Here is a 23,666-nt window from a genome sequence, read left to right on the forward strand (position 1 = left end):
AGGGCCGCATCACCGCGGGCGGCGACGTTCCGGGCTTCGCGTCGCCGCGAGGCGCCGACGGCGCCCGCCACCCCGCCGGAGTGCCCGGAAGCGGCACCCGAAGACCCCCACCGGGCGGCGCTCCGGCGTGCCCCGGCCGGGCGACGGCACAGGTTGAGACGGCATTGAGACTTCCGGGGCACGAGGCCCGGATACCTTCGGACTTCCGTGCACGGAACACGCGGTGCGGCCCACCAGGTGACAGGACACAGGTGACGGGGGAACGGATGACAGGGGGAAGCAGCATGGGCGGACGACTCGGATCACGCCTGGCCGTACTCGCCGGGGCGGTCGCGGTCGTGGCCACCGGACTGACCGGCTGCGCGGAGGGCGGCTCCGGGAGCGCGCCGTCCGACGCGTCGGCGAGGCCGTCGGGTGGGGCGGTCTCCACCGCCCCCGGCGGGGACACGGAGACCGGCGCGGCGGGGACGGGCATGTCCGAGTCGTGCGCGAAGCGACTCGCCGAGCCGGGCGACCCCGTCCCGGGCGCGGTGTTCGCCGAGTGCCTGGTGAGCGCCACCGACCTGGCCGGGACCGCACGGATGACCACCACGTACCCGGACTCCTCCGCCGGCGGACCGGTGAGAATGCGCAAGCCCTTCGAGCTGTACCTGAAGCTGTCGGACGGGCGGGAACTCCTCATCCGGGAAGAGCGGGGCTGGCTGAAGGGGCCCGGCGGCTGGACCGAGGCCAAGTCGGGTGGCACCGCGCAGGAGACGATGGCCGACGCCGTGGTCAGGTCCTACCTGGCGCTCACCGACCCGCGCGTGCGGAAGGAGTTCTTCGCCAGCTCCGACTGGCAGCCGGCGTCCTCCTCCGTGGAGACCGTGAACAGCCGCCGGACGATTCGCTACACCGGTCACCCGAAGCTCGGGGACGTCGCCTACGACGACTACCAGATCTGGGTCGACACGAGGTTCCTGCCGATGCGCACCGTGTCCACCGTGACCCTTCTGGGCCGTACGGAGACGGGACGCCAGGACTACACGAACTGGGGCAAGCCCATCCGGTTGCCGTCCGATCTGCCGCGCTGACCCGACGCCGGAGCAGCACATCGCCCTTGGGGGAGCACCGTTGACCATCGAACGATTCACCCGGACCGCACGCACCGTCGCGGTCATCACCCTCCTGCTGCCGCTCGGGGCGGCCTGCGGCGGAGGAGACACGGCGGACCACGCGTCGGCCTCACCGACGTCCACGGCCGCGCGTTCCTCCGCCCTCTCGGAGGAGGACCCGGGAAGCCCGTCACCCGACGCGTCCGCGGGCACGTCCGCCTTCGACCCGGCGGCGGTGCCCCTCTCCGAGGCACCCCTGGGCGACTTCCCCTACCTCACGATCCCGGAGGGCTTCGAGAACCCGAACGCGCCGATCCCTGTCGTCCCGCACGGCCGTGTCCCGTTCTGGACGGGCGACCGTCTGGAGTGGGTCGAGGGCAGGGTCCACCAGTCGCCGGTCTACGCACGCAACGGCAGGGAGTTCTCCGGGCCCGAGCTGACGGCCGCGGTCGGCTCGGCGGTCACCGCGCTGGGTGGGGTCCGCGTCACCGACTCGCCGATGCCGGGCGAGATCAGGGACTCCATCCCCCGCGAGGTGCGCGTCGACTACGCCGAGGGCTTCGGGGACATGTACAACAACCCGGTCAGCACATACGTCATCCGTCGGGCCGACCGGCTGATCTGGATTCACCTCTGCGCCGACTCCGCGGGCGCGTCCTGGCTGATCGCCGAGTCGACGACCTGACTCCCGTCATTCCCCGGCCGCGGTGAACCTGGCGCCGATGACGGAGAGTCCGTGCCTCAGCCGGCGGAAGTACGTGGCCCGGCTGAGGTGCAGACGGGCCGCCGCCTGGTCGTGGCTTGCGCACCGCTCCAGGTAGTAGGTCCGCAGTACCCGGCCCGCCTCGGCCTCCGTGGGGGACGGGCTCTGGGCGAGCGTGCGGACGGCGTCGTCGAGCCAGGCGCGCAGGCCGGCCACACCGGCGATGTGCGGTGCGGCGAGCAGCGGACTGCGCGCCAGTGCCACCGGGTCGCCGATCCGCCGCAGCGCGCGGCCGACGAGCCGGGGATCGGGGCCGGCGGCGACAGACGCGGTGCCGTCGGCGTCGGCGTCGGCGTCGGTCAGCCTGCCCAGCCAGGCCGGGAGTTCATGGGGGGTCATGTCACCGCTGAAGACGCGCGGGGGGTGTCCGCCTCCGTAGACGTCGTCACGGACGGCGCCGTGCGGGCGGAAGCGCAGGCCGCCGAGGAGGCTCTGGTAGTCGGGGCTGGCGGTGGAGACGACGGACCGGCCGTACCGGACGGCGAGCGTCAGGGTGTGCCGCAGGATCTGGGCGCGGATCACCGGGTCGGGACAGAAGGCCGCGCCGATGAACAGGCCGGCGGGCTCGGCTCCGGCGAGGAACCGGTCCGCGTGCTGCTGGAGCAACGGCTCGGCCCCGGAGAGGGTCCGCTCCTCGATCACGGTGAGGTTCGCGACCCCGACCGGCCGCCCCTCCTCGTCCCGGGCGATGACGAAGTCCGCCGTGCCCTCGCCGAGCCACCGCTCGGCCAGGCGGTCGGAACGGCGTGGGTCGAAGCCGTTGTGCAGCGCCCACTGGTGCAGGAGCGCGCCGACGGCGTCGGCGTCGGCGGCGACGGCGGGCCGGATCGAGGCCGGGGAGGGCGCCATCGGCCGCAGGAGCCGGCGGACGGACGGATCGCCGGCGAGGAAAAGCCCCTGCTCCACGAGACGGAGGCGCTCGACGGGGGTGCGCGCCGCCCGCAACTGGGCGGCGCGGTATCCGGCGGCACGGGTGCGCAGGGTGCCGTGTTCCACGGGGCGGCGCCAACGGTAGGCCAGTTCCATGACCTGGCGGTAGGGGTCAGGCAGGGCCAGGCCGAGGGCGGTCCGCCGCACCAGGCTCAGTGCCGCGAGTCCGGTGAAGAGCTCGGGCCCGGCCCGCAGCAGCCTCTCGTCGCCCGCTCCCACCGTGGCGAGCAGCCGCAGCGCGTTGCGCCGACGGATTCCGGGCAGCTCCCGGCCGAGTCGGCGCAGGATGTCCTCGGTGACGTGGTCGGCCACGGCGCCGGGCACATCGGGGGGAACGCCGTCGTGGAGGGCGCGGCAGGCCGACTCGGCCAGCAGCGGAACGCCGCCGGCCAGCGAGGTCACCAGCGCGCGCCCGGCCGGGGAGTCGATCCGCGCCGCCGCCGCGAGTGCCCCGACCTCCGCGTCCGGCAGCGGGTGCACGGCGACGGTGACCACCTCGGAACCGGCCCAGCCCGGGGCGGACAGCAGCGGCTTGCGGCTGAGCACCAGCACGGTCGGACGGGTGTCCCCCGCCTGGTCCAGGGTGTCGCGCAACGATCCCAGGTCCTCGCGCCGGTCCGCGTTGTCGATCACCAGGAGGCGGGCGGAGGGTGCGCCGAGTTCCCGGGCCAGCGCGTCGAGCGCGCCCGGACGGTCCAGCTCGACGCGGGCCGCGGGGCCGAGCCGGGCGGCCATCCAGGTCTTGCCCGAGCCAAGAGGTCCGGTCAGGTTCACCAGCCGGTGGGTCGCCACCGTCCGTTCCAGCGCGGTGAGCTGCGCCGTTCCCGGTCGTGCCGCTCCGCTGGTTCCACCCATCCCTCCCACCACCCACCCCTGCGTGTCAGTCCACGCGGCGCCCCGCCTGGACTGACACGCTACGAGACGACCGTCGGCCGCGACAGCCCCTCGCGGGCGGGCGAGGGCTCGGATCGCCGGGCGCCGCCGCGCCCTCCGGGAACGGACCGCGACCTCACGGCCCCGGGATGGCGCGGCGTGCGAACGGCGCTCCCCGGGGTCCGTTCCCCCGTCGTGGGCGGGTCCGGCGGCGCACGGACGGTCTACCCGTGCGGCGTCAGCGTTCACCCGCGAGGTCGAGATCGCCGCTGCGCGTCCCGGCCCCGGTCCCGACGCGCCGGGTGCCGCTCCACGGGTGCGCGAGCGGGTGGGACACCCCGCGCCACCAGAGCTCCGCGGGCAACTTCCCCGCGGGCTCGAAGGGCTCGCCCGGCCGCGGGAACGCCACCGCCTGGCCGGCCTCCTCGGCCGCGTCCTGCGTCCACTCCCCCGGCTCCGCCCACGCGTGCAGTGCCAGGTTGAAGGTGCCCCAGTGGATCGGCAGCAGCACACCGTGCGGACGTCCGCCCTGCAGATCGAGGTGGGCCCGCATGCCCTCGGCCGGGGTCATGTGGATGTCGGGCCAGTACTCGGAGTAGGCGCCGATCTGGATCATGGTCAGGTCGAAGGGACCGTGCGCGGCGCCGATCTCGGCGAAGCCGGGGAAGTACCCGGTGTCGCCGCTGTGGTAGATCCGGTGCTCGGGTCCGGCGACGACCCAGGACGCCCAGAGGGTGTGCTGCTGGTTGCGCAGGCCCCGGCCGCAGAAGTGACGGGCGGGCGTGGCGGTGAGCCGCAGCTCGCCGACGTCGGTGGTCTCGTTCCAGTCCAGCTCCCGCAGGCGCGCGGCGGGCACGCCCCAGCGCTCCAGGTGGGCTCCGACGCCCAGCGGAACCGCGAAGACCGTGTCGGTCGAGGCCAGCGCCTTGATCGTGGGCAGGTCGAGGTGGTCGTAGTGGTCGTGCGAGATCACGACGACGTCGACCGGCCCGAGCTCGGCGAGGGGCACCGGAACGGAGTGGAGCCGCTTGGGCCCGACGAACGGGAAGGGGGAGCAACGCTCGCCCCAGACCGGATCGAAGAGCACCCGGCGGCCGTCGATCTCGACGAGGACGCTGGAGTGCCCCATCCAGGTGACGCGCAGCCCGGAGGCCGGCGGCCGGGCGAGGTCGGCCAGGGTGGTGGCGTGGACCGGGATCGGGGCTCGGGGGGCCCGGTGCACCCGGGCTTCCCTCTCGAAGTAGACCTTGGCGAACTCGACGGTGGAACCGGAGGGTCGGTGGCGGGCCGACACGGGGTTCTGGAAGACGCCGTCCGCGAAGTTCGGCGAGCGGCGGATGCGGTCCAGTCGCGCGCCTGTCGGGTCGGCGCCGAAGGCCTCCGGACGCAGGGCGCGCAGACGGGCCCGCAACGTACGGTCGGAGCCAGTGCCGGTCACAGGACCTCCTGAGAGTCGGGGGATCGTTCCATTATGAGCGGATCCGGGCTTTCCCGGTCGACCAGAGGCCCTGACTGATCGCCACGCGGCCGATCTCTGTCATGTCACCGACGGCGCCGGTGTCCGGGCCGGTCGTCGCCGTCCGGCGGAGGGCGGCCGGACCGGGCGTCGGCGCGCACGGTCGATCAGTGCCGCGTCGTGGGTTCACGCAGGCCACACGGCGTAGGCTGCCCGGCGTGACGAGAGTGCGGTTGAGCGTGGCGGAGCGACGGGAGGAACTGCTGCGGGCAGCGGTGGAGCAGATCGAGGCGCGCGGATGCGCGGCCGTTCGGATCGCCGACGTCGCCTCCGCGCTCGGGGTGAGCAACGCGCTCGTGCTGTATCACTTCTCGACCAAGGAGAAGCTCGTCACCGAGGCGTTCGCCTACGCGGCCGAGAGCGATCTCGGCCGTTTGCGCAAGGTGCTCTCCCGCCGCACGTCGGCGGAGCGGCGGCTGCGCGCGGCGGTCCGCTGGTACGCGCCGTCCGGCCAGGCCAAGGGCTGGCGGCTGTGGATCGAGGGCTGGGCGGCGGCGCTGCGCGACCCCGCGCTGCGCGAGGTCGCCAAGGGGCTCGACCAGCAGTGGAAGGCGGCGTTGACCGGGGTGATCGCCGAGGGCAGGGCCGCCGGTGAGTTCGTCTGCGAGGACCCGGCCGCCGCGGCCTGGCGGCTGACGGCGTTCCTGGACGGGCTCGCCGTACAGATGACCTCCTATACGGGCTCGCTCTCCCGGGCGGCGATGTTGGAGTGGGCCGACGACGCGCTCTCCCGCGAGCTGGGGCTCTCCGCCCCGGACGGGGGTACGGCGGACGCCGGTACGACGGACGGGTCCCGGCCCGTCCGGTAGCGCGGCCGGGAAGCGGGACGGCCGGGACCGGCCTGTTCCGCGCACCGGCGACGGGCCGCCGACGGGCCCCGGGGCGGGCGAGTCCGCGTCTCGACGCATCCGCTCGGCCACCGTCCCGGCCGCGGACGGGTCCGCCGCGACCACCCGGCCGCCCCGGCGCACCAGGCTGTCAGTGGACCTTGGTAGAACTCTGACGACAGTTGATCGACGCCGCCCGGCCCCTGGAGCACTCATGACGATTTCGGACCGACTCCGGGAGTTGCACGGTCTGCCCGTGTACGAATTCCCCGGCCCTGACTCCACGGCCCTGCTGCCGGACCCGGCCTCCGTCGCCTGGCGCCTGTCTGCATCGACGTACTGTGAGGACGGCGACGAGCAGTGGGCGGAGATCTTCGACCGCTTCCTCGCTCGGGTCGACGTGTCCCGGGTCCGCGCCCTGGTCGTCGGCGGCTGGGACGAGGCGTACGAGGACTCCTCGGCGGACATCGTCACCTCCCTCGTCGGCGCGGGTGACCGTCTCACCGCGCTGGACGCCCTCTTCCTCGGTGACATGACCGGGGAGGACTGCGAGATCTCGTGGATCCAGCAGACCGACGTGACGCCGCTGCTCGCCGCCTACCCGCGGCTGCGGGAGTTCGGTGTGCGCGGCGGGAGCGGTCTGCTCTTCCCGTCGGTCCGGCACTCCGGACTCCGCACCCTCGTGGTCGAGTCTGGCGGTCTGGGCGCCGAGGTCGTGCGCGGCATCGCGGGCAGCGACCTGCCCGCCCTGGAGAACCTCGAACTCTGGCTCGGCACCGACCAGTACGGCGGCGACAGCACACCCGCCGACCTGGAACCGCTGCTCGCCGGCACCGGCTTCCCCGCACTGCGCCGGCTCGCGCTGCGCGACAGCGACGTCCAGGACGCGATAGCCGCCGCCGTGGCGGCCTCTCCCGTGGTCTCGCGGATCGCACACCTCGACCTGTCGATGGGCACGCTCACCGACGAGGGCGCGGCCGCGCTGCTGGCCGGACGGCCGCTGACCCACCTCGGGCGCCTCGGCCTCGCACACCACTTCCTCTCCGAGGAGATGGGCGAGCGGATCGTCGCGGCCCTCGCACCGCACGGTGTGGAGGTCGACGTCTCAGACCGGCAGCTGCCGGAGACGTACGGCGACGGGGAGACCTACCGGTACGTCGCGGTCGCGGAATGACCTCCGCCCCGCGCCTCGCCGTCGTCGGCAATCCGGGCAACCGCCGTGTCGCGTTCTTCCGCGACGCCGTGCGGGCCGCCGGGCTGCCCGAGGCACGGGTCGTGCCGTGGGCCGACGTCCTGCGGGGCCGGGCCGGGTTCCGGGCGGGCGAGACGGTCCGGCTGGACTCGCCCGGTGAGGACCCGGACGTGGAGCGGATGTTGCGCGGTGCGGACGATCCGACACGGGTGGAGGGCACGGCCCGCTGGTACCGGGCGTTCACCGTCGCCGCGGCGGATCTCGCCCGGTCGGCCGCCACGGCGGCGGCGGTACTGCTCGACGACCCGGCCGAACTCGCCGTGCTGTTCGACAAGAGGCTGGCCCACGCGCGGTTGAGGGAGGCAGGGGTCCCGGTGCCGGACTCGCCCACCTCCGGGCCGCACGCGCCGCCGGTGGAGAGCTGGGCCGACGTCCGGTCCCTGTCCTCGGCCGCCGGACTGCGCCGGATCTTCGTCAAACTCGCCCACGGCTCCTCCGCCTCGGGGGTGCTCGCCGTGCAGACGAACGGCGCGGGCCGGGTGCACGCCACCACCTCCGTGGAGCGCGGGCCGGACGGCAGGCTCTTCAACTCCCTTCGGGTGCGCCACTACACGACGGAGCGGGAGGTCGCCGCCGTCGTGGACGCGCTCGCCCCGGACGGTCTGCACATCGAGCGCTGGCTACCGAAGGCGACGCAGGAGGGCCGCGCGGCCGATCTGCGGGTGGTGGTGGTCGACGGCCGCGCCACCCATGCCGTCGTCCGCACCAGCCGTTTCCCGATGACCAACCTCCACCTGGGCGGCACCCGGGGCAGCCTGGGCGCGGCGCGGGAGGCGGTGGAGCGGGCCGGAGCCCGCTGGTCCGACGCGCTCGGCGTGTGCGAGCGGGCGGCGGCGTCCTTCCCCGGGACCCATTGCGTCGGAGTGGACCTGCTGCCCTCGGTCGGCTGGCGCCGGTTCGCCGTGGGCGAGGTCAACGCCTTCGGCGATCTCCTGCCGGGCCTCACCGGGCTGCCCGGCAGCGGCGCCGAGGGCCTGGACACCTACGCGGCGCAGGTGGCCGCCCTCCTCCGTACTCCCCGCACCACAGGAACGAGCACCAGGTGAATCCCCCGACGGTCCGTCCCGCACCGGACACGGCCTCCGCGGCAGGCACGCGCGAGCCCGACATGAACACGGTCGTGGGCAGCCACGACCTCCTGCTGGTCACCCTCGACACCCTGCGCCATGACGTGGCCGTCGAACTGGCGGCCTCGGGCCGCATCCCGAACCTGGCCCGGCACCTGCCGGGCGGCCGGTGGGAGCGCCGGCACGCTCCGGGCAGCTTCACGTACGCCTCGCACCAGGCGATCTTCGCCGGCTTCCTGCCCACCCCGGCCGTGCAAGGTCCCCATCCGCGGCTGTTCGCCGCCCGGTTCGCGGGCAGTGAGAGCACGGCCGACGGCACCTTCGTCCTGGACACGCCCGACCTGGTCTCGGGCCTCGCCGCGGAGGGCTACCGGACGGTCTGCGTCGGCGGAGTCGGCTTCTTCGACAAGCGACCGCCGCTCGGCGCGGTCCTGCCGGGGCTGTTCCAGGAGAGCCACTGGGAGCCCGCGTTCGGGGTCGCCTCCCCGGTGTCGTTCGAGGCCCAGGTGGACCGGGCCGAGGAGGTCGTGGCCGCGCTGCCGGCCGGCCGGCGCCTGTTCCTCTTCGTCAACGTGTCCGCGCTGCACCAGCCCAACTGGTTCCACCTGCCGGGCGCGACGCGCGAGGACGGCGACACGCGTGCCACGCACGCCGCGGCCCTCGAGTACGTCGACCGGCACATCGGCCGGCTCTTCGCGGCCATGAGCAGCCGCCGCCGCTGCTTCGCGATCGTCTGCTCGGACCACGGCACGGCCTACGGAGAGGACGGCTTCACCGGGCACCGGCTCGGCCACGAGGTGGTGTGGACCGTGCCGTACGCGCAGTTCTTCCTGGACGGTCCCGCCACCGGTAAGGCTTCGGACCCCGCCCCCGCGGGAGCCCCGGACGCGGGGTCCGCGGACCCCGGCCCCGGCACGCCGGGTGCCGCCGGTCCGCGCGAGGAGGCGGCGGCATGACGCGCCCCGAGCCCCCGCGCCCGTACCAGAGCTACGTGTACGCCTATCCCCACAAGACGGCGTACCGGAGGCTGCCCGACCCCGCTCCCTCGCTCGCCGCTCTGTGGGCGCACGAGCCCAAGGACGCGCTCTCCCTCTACGCGCACGTGCCGTTCTGCGAGGTCCGCTGCGGTTTCTGCAATCTCTTCACCCGGATCGGCGCCCCGGACGAGCTGACCACCCGCTATCTCGACGCCCTGGACCGGCAGGCGTCCGCCGTCCGCGAGGCGCTCGGGGAGCGCTCCCCGGTCCGTTTCGCGACGGCCGCCTTCGGCGGAGGCACGCCCACCTTCCTGACCGCCGGCGAGCTGGAACGCCTCTGCGACATCGCCGAACGGCGGATGGGCGCCGACCTGCGGGCCGTGCCGCTGTCGGTGGAGACCTCGCCGTCGACGGCGACCGCCGACCGGCTCGCGGTGCTCGCCGACCGGGGCGCGACGCGCCTGAGCATCGGGGTACAGAGCTTCGTCGAGTCGGAGGCGCGGGCCGCTGTGCGTCCGCAGCGCCGAGCGGAGGTGGAGGCCGCGCTCGGCCGCATCCGGGACACCGGCGTACCGGTGCTCAACATCGATCTCATCTACGGCATCGACGGGCAGACCGAGGAGAGCTGGCGGCGCTCGCTGGACGCGGCCCTCGCCTGGCGCCCCGAGGAGCTGTACCTCTATCCGCTGTACGTCCGTCCGCTCACCGGGCTGGGCCGGCTCTCGCCCGACGCCGACCCGGAGTGGGACGAACAGCGACTGCGCCTGTACCGTCACGGCCGGGACCACCTCCTCGCGCGGGGCTACGAGCAGGTGTCGATGCGGATGTTCCGCCGCGCGGGCGGCCCGCCGCAGGGTGGCGCCGATCATGCCTGCCAGACCGACGGCATGGTCGGTCTGGGCTGTGGCGCCCGTTCCTACACCTCGACGCTGCACTATTCCTTCGACTACGCCGTCGACATGCGCGAGATCCGCTCGATCATCGACGTGTACACGGGCACCGCGGACTTCGGCCACGCCCGGGTGGGCCGACCGGTCGACGCGGGCGAGGCGCGCCGGCGCCATCTGCTGCAGTCGCTGCTGCAGGCCCGGGGCATGCCCGTGGCGGAGTACACGGGACGGTTCGGCTCCTCGCCTCACGCGGACTTCGCCGAGGAGCTGGCCCGGTTCGAGTCGCTGGGCTGGCTGGACCAGGAGGCCCCGGACGGGCTGCTCCGGCTCTCCGCCGAGGGGCTGGCGCACTCGGACGGGATCGGTCCGGAGCTGTTCTCCCCGGCGGTGCGGGCGGCCATGGCGGCCTACGAGCCGAAGTAGGGGGGCCGCGTGGACCTGACGATCCTGTACCGGGGGCCGCTCGCCTCCTGCGACTACGACTGCCCCTACTGTCCCTTCGCCAAGCGACGTGACAGCCCCGAGCGGCTGCGCGCGGACCGGGCGGCGCTGGAGCGGTTCGCGGCCTGGGCCGCCGCGCAGACCGGCGACCGGCTGCGGATCCTCTTCACTCCGTGGGGCGAGGGCCTGGTGCGGTCCTGGTACCGGCGCACGCTCACCGAACTGTCCTGGCTGCCGCATGTCGAACGGGTGGCGATCCAGACCAACCTGAGCTGCCGCACCGACTGGACGGCCGGGGCCGATCCCGGCACGCTGGCGCTCTGGTGCACCTACCACCCCGGCCAGACGCCCTACGAGCGGTTCCTCGCGAAGTGCGGCGAGCTGACGGCCCGGGGGACGCGGTACAGCGTCGGGATCGTCGGGCTGCCCGAGCACCGGGAGGACGCCCGGCGGCTGCGGGCCGCTCTCCCCCCGCGGGTCTATCTGTGGGTGAACGCCGCCGAAGGGCACACGTACACCGACGAGGAGGCCGAGGACTGGACCGCCCTCGACCCCCTCTTCCCGTACAGCCGCCGGCCGCATCGCTCCGCCGGTCTCCCCTGCCGGACCGGCGAGTCGGTGATCTCGGTGGACGGCGACGGCACGGTCCGGCGCTGTCACTTCGTCAAGGACGAGCTGGGCGGTCTGTACGACGGCTCGTACCGCGCGGCCCTGACTCCCCGGGCGTGCCCGCTGGCCGTCTGCGACTGTCACATCGGCTACGTCCACCTGGAGACGCTGCCGCTGTACGACGTGTTCGCGGGCGGTGTGCTGGAGCGGATCCCCGTGTCCGTGCCGCCGTCTCCCCCGGGGGCGCCCTTGTCCCGGCCGCCTACAGGGGCATGAGGTCGGGGCGCTTGGCCGCCACGTGATCGCCCGAGCTCTCGCCCCGCAGCCGACGCCCTATCCACGGGACCAGGTACTCCCGGGCCCAGTGGATGTCGTCCCGCCGCACTTCGAGGGTGCCGCGCGGCGGCAGCGGGGGCCAGGGCTGGTCGGGGTCGGCGGGCACCTCCATGCCGAGGACCTGGGCGGCACGGAGCGCGACCCGGGTGTGGCCTTCCGGCGACAGGTGCAGCCGGTCGTCGTCCCAGGCCCGCCGGTCCTGGACGGACCGGAGGGACCACAGGTCGAGCACGGGACAGCCGTAGCGGTCGGCGACGGCCCGGACATGCGCCGTGTAGGTGGCGATCTTGCCGCGCAGGTGCCGCAGCACGGGAACGTCACGGGTGTCGAACCCGGTCGTCACCATGACCGTACCGACGGCCGAGGTCAGGTCGGCGACCGCGTGCTCGAACCGCTCGGCCACGTCGTCGGGGTCGGTACCGGGGCGGATGATGTCGTTGCCGCCGGCGCAGAAGGTCACCAGGTCCGGGGCGAGCTCCTTCGCGCGCGGCACCTGCTCCGCGACGATCTGGTCGAGGAGCCGGCCGCGCACGGCCAGGTTGGCGTAACGGAATGCGTCGTGCTCCGGCCGTTGATCGGCGAGCAGGACCGCGAAGCGGTCCGCCCAGCCGAGGTACTTCCCGTCGGGCCCCGGGTCTCCGACGCCCTCGGTGAAGCTGTCACCGATCGCCGCGTACGACCCGAATGCGTGGATGTCTGTTGATCTCGAATCGTCTGCCACGGGAGCATTTTTCCCCCGGGGGTGTGACCTACGCGACCGTAAGGAGGGGTTGACGACAGGTGAGATACACCACCGGTCAAGATTGCGCCAAGCCGGAATACGCCGAGGCCCGGCACGCGGGGTGCCGGGCCTGACGGAGCGTCGGTGATCAGATGGCGGCGCCGTGCGCGCGCAGGTAGGCCAGCGGGTCGATGTCCGAGCCGTAGCTGGGGGTGGTGCGGATCTCGAAGTGGAGGTGCGGCCCGGTGGAGTTGCCGGTCGAACCGGACAGGCCGACCTGCTGGCCGCCGGTGACGGTCTGTCCGGCGGAGACGGACAGCGAGGAGAGGTGGGCGTACTGGGAGTACGTGCCGTCGGCGTGCCGGATGACGACCTCGTTGCCGTAGGCGCCGCTCCAGCCCGCGGAGTAGACGGTGCCCGGACCGACGGCCTTCACGGAGGTGCCGGAGGAGGCGATGAAGTCGACGCCGGTGTGGTAGCCGGAGGACCACATGGAGCCGGAGGCGCGGTACGGGGTGGAGATGCCGCCGCCGACCGGCGCGACCCAGCCGGAGGAGGAGGCCCGCGAGGACTGCGGGGCCGCCGGGGCGGCCTCCACCGCGGTGCGCTCGGCGCTGCGGGTGCCTCGGGTCTCGGCCGAGCCGGCGGAGGACTTCTTGGCCGCGGCCTTCGCGGCGGCCTTCGGGGCGGGAGCCTTGGCCGTCGACTTGGCGCCGAGGGTGAGCTTCATGCCCGGGAGGATCAGGGAGGGGTTCTCGCCGACGACCTGGCGGTTGTCGGCGTAGAGCTTCTTCCAGCCGCCGGCGAGGTGGTGCTCGGCGGCGATCTTCGACAGGTAGTCGCCGGGGACGACGGAGTACGTGCGGGGCTTGGCCTTCGCGGCCGGGGCGGCGGCAGGGGCCTGCGTCGCGGCGGCGGTGACGGCCTGCCGGGGAGCCGCGGCCGGAGCGGCCTGCTCGGCGGCGTGGGCGCCGGTCGCACCGAAGAGCGGCAGGACGACGACGGCGCCACCGGCTCCGGCGGCGACGAATCCGCGGGTGATCGGGTTGGCCTTGGGACGGCGGTGCTTACCCTTCGCGGGCATGGCGAATTCCTCTCCGTCGCCTGCGAGGTGAGCTGTCGGGTTCGGACTGGAGATGTCCGGTCGCGCTCTCACGCGACTTCACCCCGAGCCGTCCTGGACTGAAGGACCGGCGTACTACCTGGGTCCCCCGCTCCTGCCACACGTGGGTGGGTGCGAATTCCGGACGGTGGCAGGATTCGGCGGTCCGACCGGATTGAGCGTGACCGTAGACGAGCGGGGTCGGCGGGAACAAGCCGCCGCATTCCGCGGACATTCCGGCCTTCGATATCCGAAGGGAATTTCCGGTCACCCTGCGTGGATGACGACCCTTCTCCCTCCTTTCGCCGCAGGGGTGTCGCGAAAGACGATCAGGCACGGTCCGTCACGGCTATGACGCTGCTCACGCACCCGCCCCATCTCCCCCACAACCAGGGCGTGTTACCCCTAATGCATTAATTCGGACACAACGCCCATTACCGTCCCAGGGGTGTGTGGACCAGCCACATGCCGGGATGATTGCGCCAGGAACCGATCGCGCACGATCGAAGATCGTCAACACTCAGGAGCACTCGTGACGCAGCAGCTGCCACAGGTCCCGTCGACCGAACCCGAGCTGAGCGGCGTACGCAACTTCCGCGACGTCGGCGGCCTGCCCGCCACGGACGGCCGGTCCGTGCGGTTCGGGCGCCTCTTCCGCAGCGGCCACCTCGCACACGCCACCGGGGAGGACGCGACCTTCCTGACGACACTCGGCCTGCACACGGTCTTCGACTTCCGCAATCACGCCGACCGCAAGATCGAGGGCCCGGACGTCGAACTCCCGGGCGTACGGAACGTGAACATCCCGCTCAACGACCCGGCCGACGGCAAGGACTTCTGGAAGCTCGTCAGCCAGGGCGAGCTGCACCAGCTACGCGAGGCGCTCGGTGACGGCAAGGCGGCCGCCCGCATGTCCGCTTCGTACCGAAAGATGATTGTCGAACGCACGACGGAGCACAGCCACGTCCTGCACGCGCTGGCCGAGGACAGCGTCCCCGCCCTGATGCACTGCGCGGCGGGCAAGGACCGCGCGGGCCTGTCCATCGCGATCTCACTGCTCGCGGTCGGCGTGGAGCGCGAGGCCATCGAGGCCGACTACCTCAAGTCGAACGATCCGCACCGCCGCTACAAGGTGCGCCGCAGCTCCACCGCCGCGGACGCCATGTCGCCCGAGGTGATGGAGCTGCTGCGCCCGCTGTTCGACGCGCGCCTGGAATACATCCGGGCCGCGTTCGAGACGATCGAGCAGACCTGGGGCACGGAGGAGAGCTATCTCACGGACGGACTGGGACTCTCCCCGGAGACCCGCGAGCGGCTGCGCGCACGCCTGCTCACCGAGGCGTAGCCCTACTGGTTCTGCCCGCCGAGCAGGAAGAGCAGATAGAGGAAGCCCGCGAAGAGGTGCCCCGCCACCAGGTAGGCGAAGAGGCGCAGCACGAGCCCTTTCGGGAACTTCCCGGCCTCACGCTCCTCGCCGGTGACAGGTACAGACTTTTCGGACATGACGGCCCCTTCCGATGGGCTCAGCGCTGATGCGGTGCTCTTTCGCCGAGACACAGCTCGGCCACGGGGCTCTGCATCAGCGTGTGGACGAAGAGCAGTTCGGCGCCGTCGCGGGTGGCGGCGCCGATGCGGTGCGGGGTCAGCGAGTCGAAGTGCGCGCTGTCCCCCGGGTCGAGCACATGCACGGCCTCGCCCAGGGCCAGGCGCACCCGGCCGCCGAGGACGTGCAGCCACTCCTCACCGGGATGGACCCGCACGATGTCGGCTCTGGTGGCGTATGGCACGTGGACGCGGAGCGCCTGCAGGGCGCGGCCGGGGCCGCCCGCCTGGCGGTAGACCCAGCCGTCGGCCTCGACCGGTTCGGAACGGCCGGCCCGGACGATGGGATCACGCTCGGGCGGGGCCTCGCCCAGCAGCTCCGAGACCGTCGTACCGTAGATGCGGGCGAGGGCGAGCAGCATCGGCAGCGAGGGCTGCCGGCGGCCCGTCTCGAGACGGGAGAGATGGGCCGGAGAGAGCCCGGCCCGCTGGGCGGCGGCCTCCAGGGTGACCCCCCGGCGTCGGCGCAGGCCGCGCAACTGGGGGGCCACGTCGGGCAGTGCGGGCGGGGCGTCCTGGCCGGCGAACGGCGGCGCCGGGTCCGAGGACCGCTCCTCGGGGAGGTGCTCCATGCACCCATTGCGCCAGGAACTTTCCTCTGGGGCAAATTTATTGCCTCACAGGCAAATATCCCCGGCCCTGACCGGGGGCGCCGAAACGCGCGGCACGCCCCGGGACCGGCCCCTCAGCGCTGCGCCACCGCCTGCTTCACCAGCGTCTTCCCGAAGTCCCACATCAGCCCGCCGCCGCCGTGGGCGTCCTCCATCACCGCCGTGAAGGCGGTCACGAAACGGTCCACGTCCGCGTCGTCGAGGACCAGGGGCGGGATCAGCTTGATCACCTCCAGATGATCCCCGGACACCTGGGTCAGAATCCGGTGCCTCTGCAGGAGCGGTACGACGACCATCTGCGCGAAGAGCCCCTTGCGGGCGGCCTGGAGCATGGTCCACCGGCTGCGCAGCCCGAGCGAGGACGGCCGGCCGAACTCGATGCCGATCATCAGTCCACGACCACGTACCTCGTGGAGCAGTTCGTAGCGGGGCACGAGCGCCCTGAGCTTCGAGGACAGCAGCTCGCCGGTGCGGCGCGCGTGCGCCACCGTCCCCTCGGACTCCATGACCGAGAGCACGGCGAGTCCGGCCGCCATGGCCTGCGCGTTCGATCCGAAGCTGGCCGAGTGGACCAGGACCCGGTCCATGGACGAGTAGACCTTCTTGAAGATCCAGTCCTTGCCGAGGGTGGCGCCGACGGGCACGTAGCCGCCGGAGAGCGCCTTGGCGACGCAGACCAGGTCGGGCTCGACTCCCTGCTCGTGCTGGTAGGCGTAGAAGTCGCCGGTCCTGCCGAGTCCCGTCTGCACCTCGTCGGCGATCAGCAGAGCACCGTGCCGGTGCAGCAGGTCCTGGGCCGCGCGGAGGAAGCCGGGCGGGGACTCGTGGACACCCTTGCCCTGGATCGGTTCGACGACGAAGGCGGCGACGTCGCCCCGGCGCAGCTCCCGCTCCAGAGCGTCGAGATCGCCGAGTCCGATCTCGGTGTCGGGCAGCAGGGGGCCGAAGCCGTTCCGGAAGCCCTTCTCGCCGTTGACCGACAGGGAACCGGTGGTCAGTCCGTGGAAGGCGTGGGAGCAGTACAGGACCCTCGGTCTGCCGGTGGCGTAGCGGGCGAACTTCAGCGCCGTCTCCACGGCCTCCGTGCCGCTGTTGCCGAAGAAGACCCGGTCGAGGTGGGGGCTGTGGGAGAGCAGGCGTTCGGCGAGGAGGCCGGGGAGGGGCTGGCAGTCGAAGCGGGTGAGGTCGGCGAGGGAGGCGTCGAGGACGTCGTGGAGCGCCTTGCGGACGACGGGGTGGTGCCGTCCCAGGCCCATGACGCCGAAGCCGGCCAGCATGTCGAGGTAGTCGCCGCCCTCCGCGTCCCAGAAGTGGGCTCCCTCGGCGCGCTCGTAGACCTTGTCGAAGCCGATGGTGCGGAGCATGCGCGGCAGTTGGTGGTTGAGGTAGGCGGTGTGCAGCGCGTAGCGTTCGGCGCCGCGTTCCGCGAGCAGGGTCGCCAGGTCGAACTCCCCGGCCGCCGAAGGTCCGGGCCTGCTCACCACGGGTTCGGGCTCCTTGCTCATCGGGCGTTCTCCCTCACTGACCGTTGTCCTTGTGTGCCGGGGCGACGGCGGCCGGGGCCGGGGGCGCGACGGGCGCCGCCGGTCCTCCGGTCGCGCGTCGGCTCAGAGCCTGTCGGGTGGCCTTCGGCACCGGGGCATCCCGGCAACGCCGGCAGCGCGCGTGCCAGGGCGTGACCGCCCGGTCAGAGGCCACCCGACAGGCTTTCAGCGCTTGTCGCCGGACACGGTCTCGCGGACCGCGCGGAGGGACTCCTTGAGCGAGCCCATCGTGGCGAGTACGGCGGTGGGCTCGTAGCCGCAGTGCGCCATGCAGTTGGCGCAGCGCGGGTCCTTGCCGCGGCCGTACTTGTCCCAGTCGGTTTCCTCGATCAGTTCCCGGTAGGTGGGCACGTATCCGTCGCTCATCAGGTAGCAGGGGCGCTGCCAGCCGAAGAGCGAGTAGTTCGGGATCGCCCACGCCGTGCAGGGGAAGTCGGCCTTGCCCTCCAGGAAGTCCAGGAAGAGCGGGGAGTGGTTCAGTCGCCAGCGCCGGCGGTTGCCCCCCGCGAAGGACTTCTTGAAGAGTTCCCGGGTCTGCTCGACGCCCAGGAAGTGCTCCTGGTCGGGGGCCTTCTCGTAGGCGTACGCGGGCGAGATCATCATCTCGTCGACCTGGAGGTCGTCGTTGAGGTAGTTGAGCACCTCGATGACGGTCTGCGGGGTGTCGGTGTTGAAGAAGGTCGAGTTGGTGGTGACACGGAAGCCCTGCCGCTTGGCCTCCTTGATCGCCGCCACCGCTTCGTCGAACACGCCCTCCTTCGCCACGGACTCGTCGTGGCGCTCGCGGAGCCCGTCGATGTGCACGGCGAAGGCGAAGTACGGCGAGGGGGTGAAGTCCTCCAGCTTCTTGCGCAGCAGCATGGCGTTGGTGCAGAGAAAGACGTACTTCCTCTTGGCCACCAACTGCCGGACGATCTCGTCGATCTGAGGGTGCATCAAGGGCTCGCCGCCGGCGATGGAGACCATCGGCGCCCCGGACTCCAGGACCGCGCCGACCGCCTGGGCGACGGGCATGCGCTGCTTGAGCACACCCGCCGGGTGCTGGATCTTCCCGCAGCCCTCGCATTTGAGATTGCAGGCGAACAGCGGCTCGAGTTCGACGATCAGCGGGAACTTGTCCCGCTTGCGGAGCTTCTGTTCGAAGAGGTAGGTCCCGACCCGGATGGACTGACGGAGCGGCATGGCCATAACTCGCTCACCTCCTGGGGAGCAGCAAAGAACGGTGCCATTCGAAGAATGCGGGAAGGACGGCACGGAGGACGCGGAATGCCGATATTCCACCGCGGACCGTGCCGATCCGGACCAGTTCGTGCTCTGGAGCGTCCACGACCACTCGGACGGCCGCAACCGGGCGGGGTCCGGCCGCCAGCGCGGTGCGCAGGGTGGCGGCCGATTCCATGTCCACCGCGAGGGCTCCGGTGGCCAGCAGCTCGGACCGTTCGTGGCCGCGGACGACGTGGTCGGTGCCGGCCAGCGGGCCGGTGTGGACGGTGCGCCCGGGGACCGTCCTCGACAGCGCCTTCACCAGCAGTTCCGGCCCGGTGCAGGGGAGGGCGCCGGCCGGACCCGTCGCAGCGCCGAAGGTCTCCTCGGCGACGACGAGGTCTCCGGGGTGCATGCCGGGGGCGAGTCCGGCGCAGAAGCCCGAGGCGACGACGACGGCGTCCCGCCAGGGCTCCTGGCCGAGTGTCCGGGAGACGGCGCGGCGGGCTCGTTCCGGGCCCATGCCCGTGCGCAGGACGGTGAACGGGACCGGGGCCCCGGACCGGCCGCCGCTGCGCAGGGCGAGCTGTTCGATGCCGAGCGCACAGGCGATCAGCAGGGGCGGCGCGGACCGCTCGGGCCCCGGGTCCCCGTCCATCAGCGCTCCCTGTAGAGGGTCGGCTCGCCGTTCACGTAGCGGCCGAGCGCGGTGAGCGGGAACACCTGTCGGTAGAGGTGGTAGTTGATGGAGAAGTCCCAGGGGAATCCGGTGCCGGTGAAGTACGGCTCGTCCCAGGAGCCGTCCTCGCGCTGGGTCCCGGCGAGCCAGGCGACGCCGCTGCGCACGGCCGCGGATGCGCGTTCGCCGGCCGCGAGCAGGGCCAGGAGCGCCCAGGCGGTCTGCGAGGCGGTGGACGTCCCGTGGCCAGACCAGGACTTCTCCTGGTAGGAGCGCAGGTCCTCGCCCCAGCCGCCGTCGTCGTTCTGTACGGATTCCAGCCAGGCGACGGCCCGGCGGATCGCCGGGTGGGACGTGGGCAGTCCGGCCGCGGTCAGGGCGGGTACCACCGAGCCTGTGCCGTAGACGTAGTTGACGCCCCAGCGTCCGAACCAGGCGCCGTTGGGTTCCTGTTCGGCGAGCAGCCAGTCGATTCCCTTGCGGGTGCTGGGGTGTCGGGACATGCCCTCGAAGGCGAGCATCTCGACGACGTGCGCGGTGACGTCGGCCGAGGGCGGATCGACCACCTCGCCGAAGTCGCAGAACGGCAGCCGGTTGGGCAGGCGGCTGGTGTTGTCGGCGTCGAACGCCGCCCAGGCGCCGTTCCTCGACTGCATGCCCAGGTTCCAGCGGGCGCCGCGGGTGATCGCCGCCTCGACCCGGGCGGGATCGGGATGCTTGACCCGGCGCAGGGCGAGGATGACCTCGGCGGTGTCGTCGATGTCCGGGTAGTTGTCGTTGTGGAACTCGAAGGCCCAGCCGCCGGGCGGGAGTCCGGGGCGGCGTACGGCCCAGTCGCCGCGCTTGGCGATCTCCTCGCCGAGCATCCAGTCGGCGGCCTTGACGAGGGCGGGATGGTCCGCCGGGAGGCCGGCGTCGGCGAGCGCGATGGTGGCCAGGCAGGTGTCCCAGACCGGGGACTGACATGCCTCGATCATCCGCGAACCGTCCTCCCGCCAGACGGCGAAGCGGTCGAGGGACTCCAGTCCGGCCCGCATGACGGGGTGCTGGAGGTCGTAGCCGAGCAGGTGGAGAGCGATGACCGAGTAGACGGCGGGCGGCTGGATGCCGCCCCAGCAGCCGTCGTTCTCCTGGCGTTCGATGATCCAGCGGGCGGCGACGTTCATCGCGGCCCCGCGCAGCCGGCGCGGGGCGACCCGGTGATAGAGGTGCATCGCCTTGTCGAGGCGTTGGAAGAGGCCGTCCCACGTGGTCGGCGGCGCCGGTGGTCTGGGCGGGTTGGGCCGTGCCGGGTCGGTGTGCAGCTCGTCCAGCGGGAAGGGCGCGGGACGTACCGGCCGCTTGGCGGAGACCACGGTGAGCGGGACGATGGTCTGCCGGGCCCAGCAGCCGAAGTCGTAGATGTTGAGCGGGAACCACCTGGGCAGGTAGATCAGCTCGGGCGGCAGCTCGGGCAGGTCCTCCCACCGCCACCAGCCGAAGAGGGCGAGCCAGATCCGGGTGAAGACCCGGGCGGCGGCGATTCCTCCCCGGTCGCGGATCCAGGCGGAGGCGCGAGCCATGTGGGGTGCGTCGGGCGGGTCCCCGGCGAGCCGGAGCGCGACGTATGCCTCGACGGTGGCGGAGAGCTCGCCGGGCCCGTCGTGGAAGGTGGACCAGGTGCCGTCCTCCTGCTGCCGTCCGCGGATGTGCAGGGCGGCGGCGTGTGTGGTGCCGGCGTCCAGGATGCCCAGGAACTGGCGCAGCAGAAGGTCCTCGGCGTCCATGGTGACGTTGGTCTCCAGGTCGCCCTTCCACCAGCCCTCGGCGTCCTGGCGGCCGAGGAGATGTGTGATGGAACGCTCCGCGGCCCGTGCGGCGGCCTCGTCGAGACCGTCCCGCGCGTGTGCGGTACCGGATGTTTCGCTGGCCGAGGCCGCCCGGGGGCCCACGGCCCCGGCGCTTCCGTCGGTCGTCGCTGTCATGGCTTCCCCTTCGTGCAGTCGGATTCTGCTTCTTCGGGTCTGCCGTCGGCCGGCGCCGGGTGGCACCGGACGGCGACTGCGAACTCATATCAGGGTGATGGTGATCATCTCTTCCGTACGACGACGAAGTCGGCGAGTGCGGTGAGCTGGTCCCTGACGCGTGCGGGCATGTCCACCTCGTGCAGCGCGCCGATGGCCACGGCGTGCTGGCGACGGGCCTCCTGGGAGGTCCACTCCCGGCCGCCGGCCTCCTCGATGAGGGCCGCCCGGGTGGCGAACTCCTCCTCGGAGAACAAGTCGAAGTCGTTGCTCTTGGCGTCCGCGGCGAGCAGTTCGCCGAGCCGCTCCGAGGCCGGCCCGCCGGCGGCGAGGGCGGCGACGACCGGCAGGGACTTCTTGCGCTGGCGCAGGTCGCTCCAGGTCTGCTTGCCGGTGGACTCCGGGTCGCCCCAGATGCCGAGCAGGTCGTCGACGGCCTGGAAGGCGAGGCCGAGGTGGTGGCCGTACTCCTCCAGCTTGTCGGCCGTGCGGTCGTCGGCGCCGCCGAGGACGGCGCCGATGGAGACGGCGCAGGCGAGCAGGGCGCCGGTCTTGTTGCCCTCCATCTCCAGGCATTCCTCGACGGTGACCCGCTCGCGGTGCTCGTAGGAGATGTCCTGGGCCTGGCCGTCGATGAGCTTGCGGCTGGCGGTGGTCAGCCGGCGGGTCGCGCGGCCGGCCTCGACGGTGCCGAGCTCCAGCAGCAGCTCGTTGGCGAGCGCGAACAGGGCGTCGCCGACCAGGATGGCCTGGGCCGGGCCGTGCACCTTCCAGACCGTGTCGCGGTGGCGGCGCTGCTCGTCGCCGTCCATCAGGTCGTCGTGCAGCAGCGAGAAGTTGTGGACCAGCTCGACGGCGACGGCGCCGGGTACGCCGACCTCGGGGGCGGCTCCGGCGGCCTCGGCCGAGAGCAGCGCGAGCGCGGGGCGGACGGCCTTGCCGCCGTCGCCGTCCGCGGGGTTGCCCTGTGCGTCGATCCAGCCGAAGTGGTAGGCGGCCACGGTGTCCATGGGCGGTGCGAGCCGGGCGACGGCCGCCCGCAGCACGGGGGCGGACAGGGTCCTCCCCCGCTCCAGCAGGGCGGTCACGTCCGCGGTGTCGACGGCCGGATTCACCGGGGGCACGGTCGGCACGGTTTCTCCTCTTGTTCCAGTACTCACACTCATACCGCCTCCTGCAGCGGGTGTTCATGGCGGCGGCCGAGGGCGGAGAGCGCGGCGTCCGCGGCGCTGAAACCGCTGCGGACGGCGCCCTCCATGGTCGCGGGCCAGCCGGTGGCGGTCCACGCGCCGGCCAGGTACAGGCCGGGGGTGTGGGTGCGGGCGCCGGGGCGGAGCCGGCCGACGCCCGGGGTGGGGGCGAACGTGGCGGTCCGCTCCCGGGTGACGAAGAAGTCCCGGACGCCGGCGCCGCGGGCCGCGGGCAGCAGGCGTTCCAGTTCCGGGAGGTAGCGTGCGCGCAGGGCGGCGACGGGCTCCTCGATGTCCTCCTGGGCGGCGGACTGGGAGACGGCGAGGTACTGGCCGCCGCCGGTCAGGCCGGAGGACCCGGTGCGGTCGAAGACCCACTGGACCGGGGAGCCGAGCGCGGTGAAGAACGGCTGCCGCAGCACCTTGCGGTCGTAGACCACGTGCAGGTTGAGGATGGGCGCGGTGCCGATGCCGAGAAGCCGGTCGGGGTCGTCGAGCGCGCCCTCGGGCAGGAGTTCGCGGGTCTCCCGCTGCGGTACGGCGAGGACGACGACGTCGGCCTCGATCCGCTCCCCCGGTACGTCCACGGTCCAGCGCCCGGCCTCGGTGCGGGTGATCCGCTCGGCCTTGGTACGCAGGGCGGTGCGCACGCCGAGGGAGTCGAGGGCCTTGGCCGCCAGGGTGTCGTGCAGTTCGCCGAGCGGGACGTGGGCCCAGCCGATGTCGGCGGCGCCCGGCTCTGAGAGCAGACCGGTCTTGAAGACCATGGCGGCCAGCCCCATGGAGGCGTGCGGGGCGGTGGCGTTCAGGGTGGCGACGCCGACCAGGTCCCACAGGGCCTCGACGGTCCGCGGCGACTGGCCGTGCCGGCCGAGCCAGGTGCCGAAGTCGATGGCGTCAAGGGCGGGGTCGGCGGGGTCGAGCCGTTTGAGCGCGAGAGCGGCGCGTCCGACGCTCGCCCGCTCGGCGAGCGAGAGGTGCGGGTAGGTGGCGAGGCTCCGGGCCAGGTGCAGCGGCACCGGGAGGCCGGTGCGGCGCAGTCGTCCGAGCCGGGGGCCGCGCGGATGCGCGACGTCGAGGACGGGGACGTCCAGGCGCGGCTGGAGCGGCGCCAGCTCCGCGCCGTCGACGCGGTCCAGGAACCAGCGGTAGGCGGTGCAGCAGCGCAGGTAGACGTGCTGTCCGTTGTCGACGGTGAGGTCGCCGCGGCGGAAGGAGAAGGCGAGTCCGCCGAGGCGGGGCCGGCCGTCGAGCAGCGTCACGCGCACGCCGCTGTCGGCGAGCCGGAGGGCGGTGGTGATGCCGGCGAGTCCGCCGCCGACGACGACGGCGTGCGGGCGGTCCCCGGGTGCCGGCGCCCCGGGGTGGCGGGCGCTGCCGTCGGTCGTCATACCGTCTCCCCTCGGGCCGTCGCAGTCTGGGACGCCGTCGCGCGG

General features: G+C 72.8%; 21 protein-coding genes and 1 riboswitch. Of the genes, 9 read left to right on the forward strand and 12 right to left on the reverse strand.

All coding sequences use genetic code 11. The features are described from left to right. Positions 1-284 precede the first annotated feature (284 nt). Entirely contained in the window at positions 285-1,073 is a 789-nt protein-coding gene (locus OG393_RS03685; protein WP_327373101.1) for a hypothetical protein, read from the forward strand. Between the two features lie 40 nt (positions 1,074-1,113). Next, positions 1,114-1,779, forward strand: a complete 666-nt coding sequence (locus OG393_RS03690; protein ID WP_327373102.1) for a hypothetical protein — start codon at positions 1,114-1,116, stop codon at positions 1,777-1,779. 6 nt (positions 1,780-1,785) lie between these two features. Here OG393_RS03690 and OG393_RS03695 read toward each other — a convergent pair whose 3' ends face one another. Beyond that, the gene (locus tag OG393_RS03695) at positions 1,786-3,642 is read right to left on the reverse strand and encodes a hypothetical protein (RefSeq protein WP_327373103.1); all 1,857 of its coding nucleotides are present in this window, start codon (positions 3,640-3,642) and stop codon (positions 1,786-1,788) included. Between the two features lie 256 nt (positions 3,643-3,898). Beyond that, entirely contained in the window at positions 3,899-5,098 is a 1,200-nt protein-coding gene (locus tag OG393_RS03700; protein ID WP_327373104.1) for an MBL fold metallo-hydrolase, read from the reverse strand. Positions 5,099-5,334: 236 nt separating this feature from the next. Between OG393_RS03700 and OG393_RS03705 the strand changes: the two genes are divergently transcribed. The 6 genes from OG393_RS03705 to OG393_RS03730 all read left to right on the forward strand — a co-directional run bounded on the left by OG393_RS03705 (position 5,335) and on the right by OG393_RS03730 (position 11,515). Next, positions 5,335-5,985 carry a TetR/AcrR family transcriptional regulator gene (locus tag OG393_RS03705; RefSeq protein ID WP_327373105.1) on the forward strand — a complete coding sequence of 217 codons (651 nt, stop codon included), beginning with the start codon at positions 5,335-5,337 and terminating at the stop codon, positions 5,983-5,985. Positions 5,986-6,217: 232 nt separating this feature from the next. Then, positions 6,218-7,177 carry an STM4015 family protein gene (locus OG393_RS03710; protein WP_327373106.1) on the forward strand — a complete coding sequence of 320 codons (960 nt, stop codon included), beginning with the start codon at positions 6,218-6,220 and terminating at the stop codon, positions 7,175-7,177. After that, complete coding sequence (locus OG393_RS03715) at positions 7,174-8,301, forward strand: STM4014 family protein (protein WP_327373107.1); 1,128 nt, start codon at positions 7,174-7,176, stop codon at positions 8,299-8,301. Before OG393_RS03710 ends, OG393_RS03715 begins: the two co-directional genes overlap by 4 nt. A 62-nt stretch (positions 8,302-8,363) precedes the next feature. Beyond that, positions 8,364-9,278 (forward strand): STM4013/SEN3800 family hydrolase, encoded by a 915-nt coding sequence (locus OG393_RS03720; RefSeq protein ID WP_327373109.1) that lies wholly within the window; start codon positions 8,364-8,366, stop codon positions 9,276-9,278. Continuing rightward, a complete protein-coding gene (locus OG393_RS03725) occupies positions 9,275-10,612 on the forward strand; it encodes an STM4012 family radical SAM protein (protein ID WP_327373110.1) in 1,338 nt (445 codons plus the stop codon). Before OG393_RS03720 ends, OG393_RS03725 begins: the two co-directional genes overlap by 4 nt. A 9-nt stretch (positions 10,613-10,621) precedes the next feature. Continuing rightward, the gene (locus OG393_RS03730) at positions 10,622-11,515 is read left to right on the forward strand and encodes an STM4011 family radical SAM protein (RefSeq protein ID WP_327373112.1); all 894 of its coding nucleotides are present in this window, start codon (positions 10,622-10,624) and stop codon (positions 11,513-11,515) included. Here the strand turns inward: OG393_RS03730 and OG393_RS03735 are convergent. Both OG393_RS03735 and OG393_RS03740 read right to left on the reverse strand, forming a co-directional pair. Then, complete coding sequence (locus tag OG393_RS03735) at positions 11,502-12,296, reverse strand: SGNH/GDSL hydrolase family protein (RefSeq protein ID WP_327373113.1); 795 nt, start codon at positions 12,294-12,296, stop codon at positions 11,502-11,504. The two genes, OG393_RS03730 and OG393_RS03735, sit on opposite strands and share 14 nt — an antisense overlap. A gap of 148 nt (positions 12,297-12,444) precedes the next feature. Then, positions 12,445-13,380 (reverse strand): M23 family metallopeptidase, encoded by a 936-nt coding sequence (locus OG393_RS03740; RefSeq protein WP_327373114.1) that lies wholly within the window; start codon positions 13,378-13,380, stop codon positions 12,445-12,447. Positions 13,381-13,382: 2 nt separating this feature from the next. Then, a riboswitch (cyclic di-AMP (ydaO/yuaA leader) is annotated at positions 13,383-13,539 on the reverse strand. A gap of 391 nt (positions 13,540-13,930) precedes the next feature. Here OG393_RS03740 and OG393_RS03745 point away from each other — a divergent pair. Next, positions 13,931-14,743: a tyrosine-protein phosphatase gene (locus OG393_RS03745; RefSeq protein WP_327373115.1), complete on the forward strand. Its 813-nt coding sequence runs from the start codon at positions 13,931-13,933 to the stop codon at positions 14,741-14,743. A 2-nt stretch (positions 14,744-14,745) separates the two neighbouring features. Here OG393_RS03745 and OG393_RS03750 read toward each other — a convergent pair whose 3' ends face one another. The 8 genes from OG393_RS03750 to hpnE form a co-directional block, all read right to left on the reverse strand. Then, the gene (locus OG393_RS03750; RefSeq protein WP_327373116.1) at positions 14,746-14,901 is read right to left on the reverse strand and encodes a DUF6126 family protein; all 156 of its coding nucleotides are present in this window, start codon (positions 14,899-14,901) and stop codon (positions 14,746-14,748) included. A gap of 20 nt (positions 14,902-14,921) precedes the next feature. Next, on the reverse strand, positions 14,922-15,572 hold the full coding sequence (locus tag OG393_RS03755; protein WP_327373117.1) for a helix-turn-helix domain-containing protein: 651 nt from the start codon (positions 15,570-15,572) through the stop codon (positions 14,922-14,924). Between the two features lie 113 nt (positions 15,573-15,685). Beyond that, complete coding sequence (locus tag OG393_RS03760) at positions 15,686-17,116, reverse strand: aspartate aminotransferase family protein (protein WP_327373118.1); 1,431 nt, start codon at positions 17,114-17,116, stop codon at positions 15,686-15,688. 204 nt (positions 17,117-17,320) lie between these two features. Further along, a complete protein-coding gene (hpnH, locus tag OG393_RS03765) occupies positions 17,321-18,343 on the reverse strand; it encodes an adenosyl-hopene transferase HpnH (RefSeq protein ID WP_327373119.1) in 1,023 nt (340 codons plus the stop codon). A gap of 7 nt (positions 18,344-18,350) precedes the next feature. Continuing rightward, the gene (locus OG393_RS03770; protein WP_327373121.1) at positions 18,351-19,016 is read right to left on the reverse strand and encodes a phosphorylase family protein; all 666 of its coding nucleotides are present in this window, start codon (positions 19,014-19,016) and stop codon (positions 18,351-18,353) included. Further along, positions 19,016-21,001: a squalene--hopene cyclase gene (shc, locus tag OG393_RS03775; RefSeq protein WP_327373123.1), complete on the reverse strand. Its 1,986-nt coding sequence runs from the start codon at positions 20,999-21,001 to the stop codon at positions 19,016-19,018. The genes OG393_RS03770 and shc overlap by 1 nt, the downstream gene beginning before the upstream one ends. Before the next feature lie 104 nt (positions 21,002-21,105). After that, complete coding sequence (locus OG393_RS03780; protein WP_327373124.1) at positions 21,106-22,206, reverse strand: polyprenyl synthetase family protein; 1,101 nt, start codon at positions 22,204-22,206, stop codon at positions 21,106-21,108. After that, positions 22,203-23,621 carry a hydroxysqualene dehydroxylase HpnE gene (gene hpnE / locus OG393_RS03785; RefSeq protein WP_327373125.1) on the reverse strand — a complete coding sequence of 473 codons (1,419 nt, stop codon included), beginning with the start codon at positions 23,619-23,621 and terminating at the stop codon, positions 22,203-22,205. Before hpnE ends, OG393_RS03780 begins: the two co-directional genes overlap by 4 nt. Between the last annotated feature and the right edge of the window lie 45 nt (positions 23,622-23,666).

The organism is Streptomyces sp. NBC_01216, from assembly GCF_035994945.1.
GTDB lineage: Bacteria > Actinomycetota > Actinomycetes > Streptomycetales > Streptomycetaceae > Streptomyces.

Coding starts and splice junctions, on each gene's coding strand:
- OG393_RS03715 (WP_327373107.1), top strand. CDS start 7,174: ATGACCTCCGCCCCGCGCCTCGCCGTCGTCGGCAATCCGGGCAACCGC.
- OG393_RS03720 (WP_327373109.1), top strand. CDS start 8,364: ATGAACACGGTCGTGGGCAGCCACGACCTCCTGCTGGTCACCCTCGAC.
- OG393_RS03725 (WP_327373110.1), top strand. CDS start 9,275: ATGACGCGCCCCGAGCCCCCGCGCCCGTACCAGAGCTACGTGTACGCC.
- OG393_RS03685 (WP_327373101.1), top strand. CDS start 285: ATGGGCGGACGACTCGGATCACGCCTGGCCGTACTCGCCGGGGCGGTC.
- hpnE (WP_327373125.1), bottom strand. CDS start 23,621: ATGACGACCGACGGCAGCGCCCGCCACCCCGGGGCGCCGGCACCCGGG.
- shc (WP_327373123.1), bottom strand. CDS start 21,001: ATGACAGCGACGACCGACGGAAGCGCCGGGGCCGTGGGCCCCCGGGCG.
- OG393_RS03695 (WP_327373103.1), bottom strand. CDS start 3,642: ATGGGTGGAACCAGCGGAGCGGCACGACCGGGAACGGCGCAGCTCACC.
- OG393_RS03755 (WP_327373117.1), bottom strand. CDS start 15,572: ATGGAGCACCTCCCCGAGGAGCGGTCCTCGGACCCGGCGCCGCCGTTC.
- OG393_RS03740 (WP_327373114.1), bottom strand. CDS start 13,380: ATGCCCGCGAAGGGTAAGCACCGCCGTCCCAAGGCCAACCCGATCACC.
- OG393_RS03760 (WP_327373118.1), bottom strand. CDS start 17,116: ATGAGCAAGGAGCCCGAACCCGTGGTGAGCAGGCCCGGACCTTCGGCG.
- hpnH (WP_327373119.1), bottom strand. CDS start 18,343: ATGGCCATGCCGCTCCGTCAGTCCATCCGGGTCGGGACCTACCTCTTC.
- OG393_RS03770 (WP_327373121.1), bottom strand. CDS start 19,016: ATGGACGGGGACCCGGGGCCCGAGCGGTCCGCGCCGCCCCTGCTGATC.
- OG393_RS03780 (WP_327373124.1), bottom strand. CDS start 22,206: ATGAGTGTGAGTACTGGAACAAGAGGAGAAACCGTGCCGACCGTGCCC.
- OG393_RS03750 (WP_327373116.1), bottom strand. CDS start 14,901: ATGTCCGAAAAGTCTGTACCTGTCACCGGCGAGGAGCGTGAGGCCGGG.
- OG393_RS03710 (WP_327373106.1), top strand. CDS start 6,218: ATGACGATTTCGGACCGACTCCGGGAGTTGCACGGTCTGCCCGTGTAC.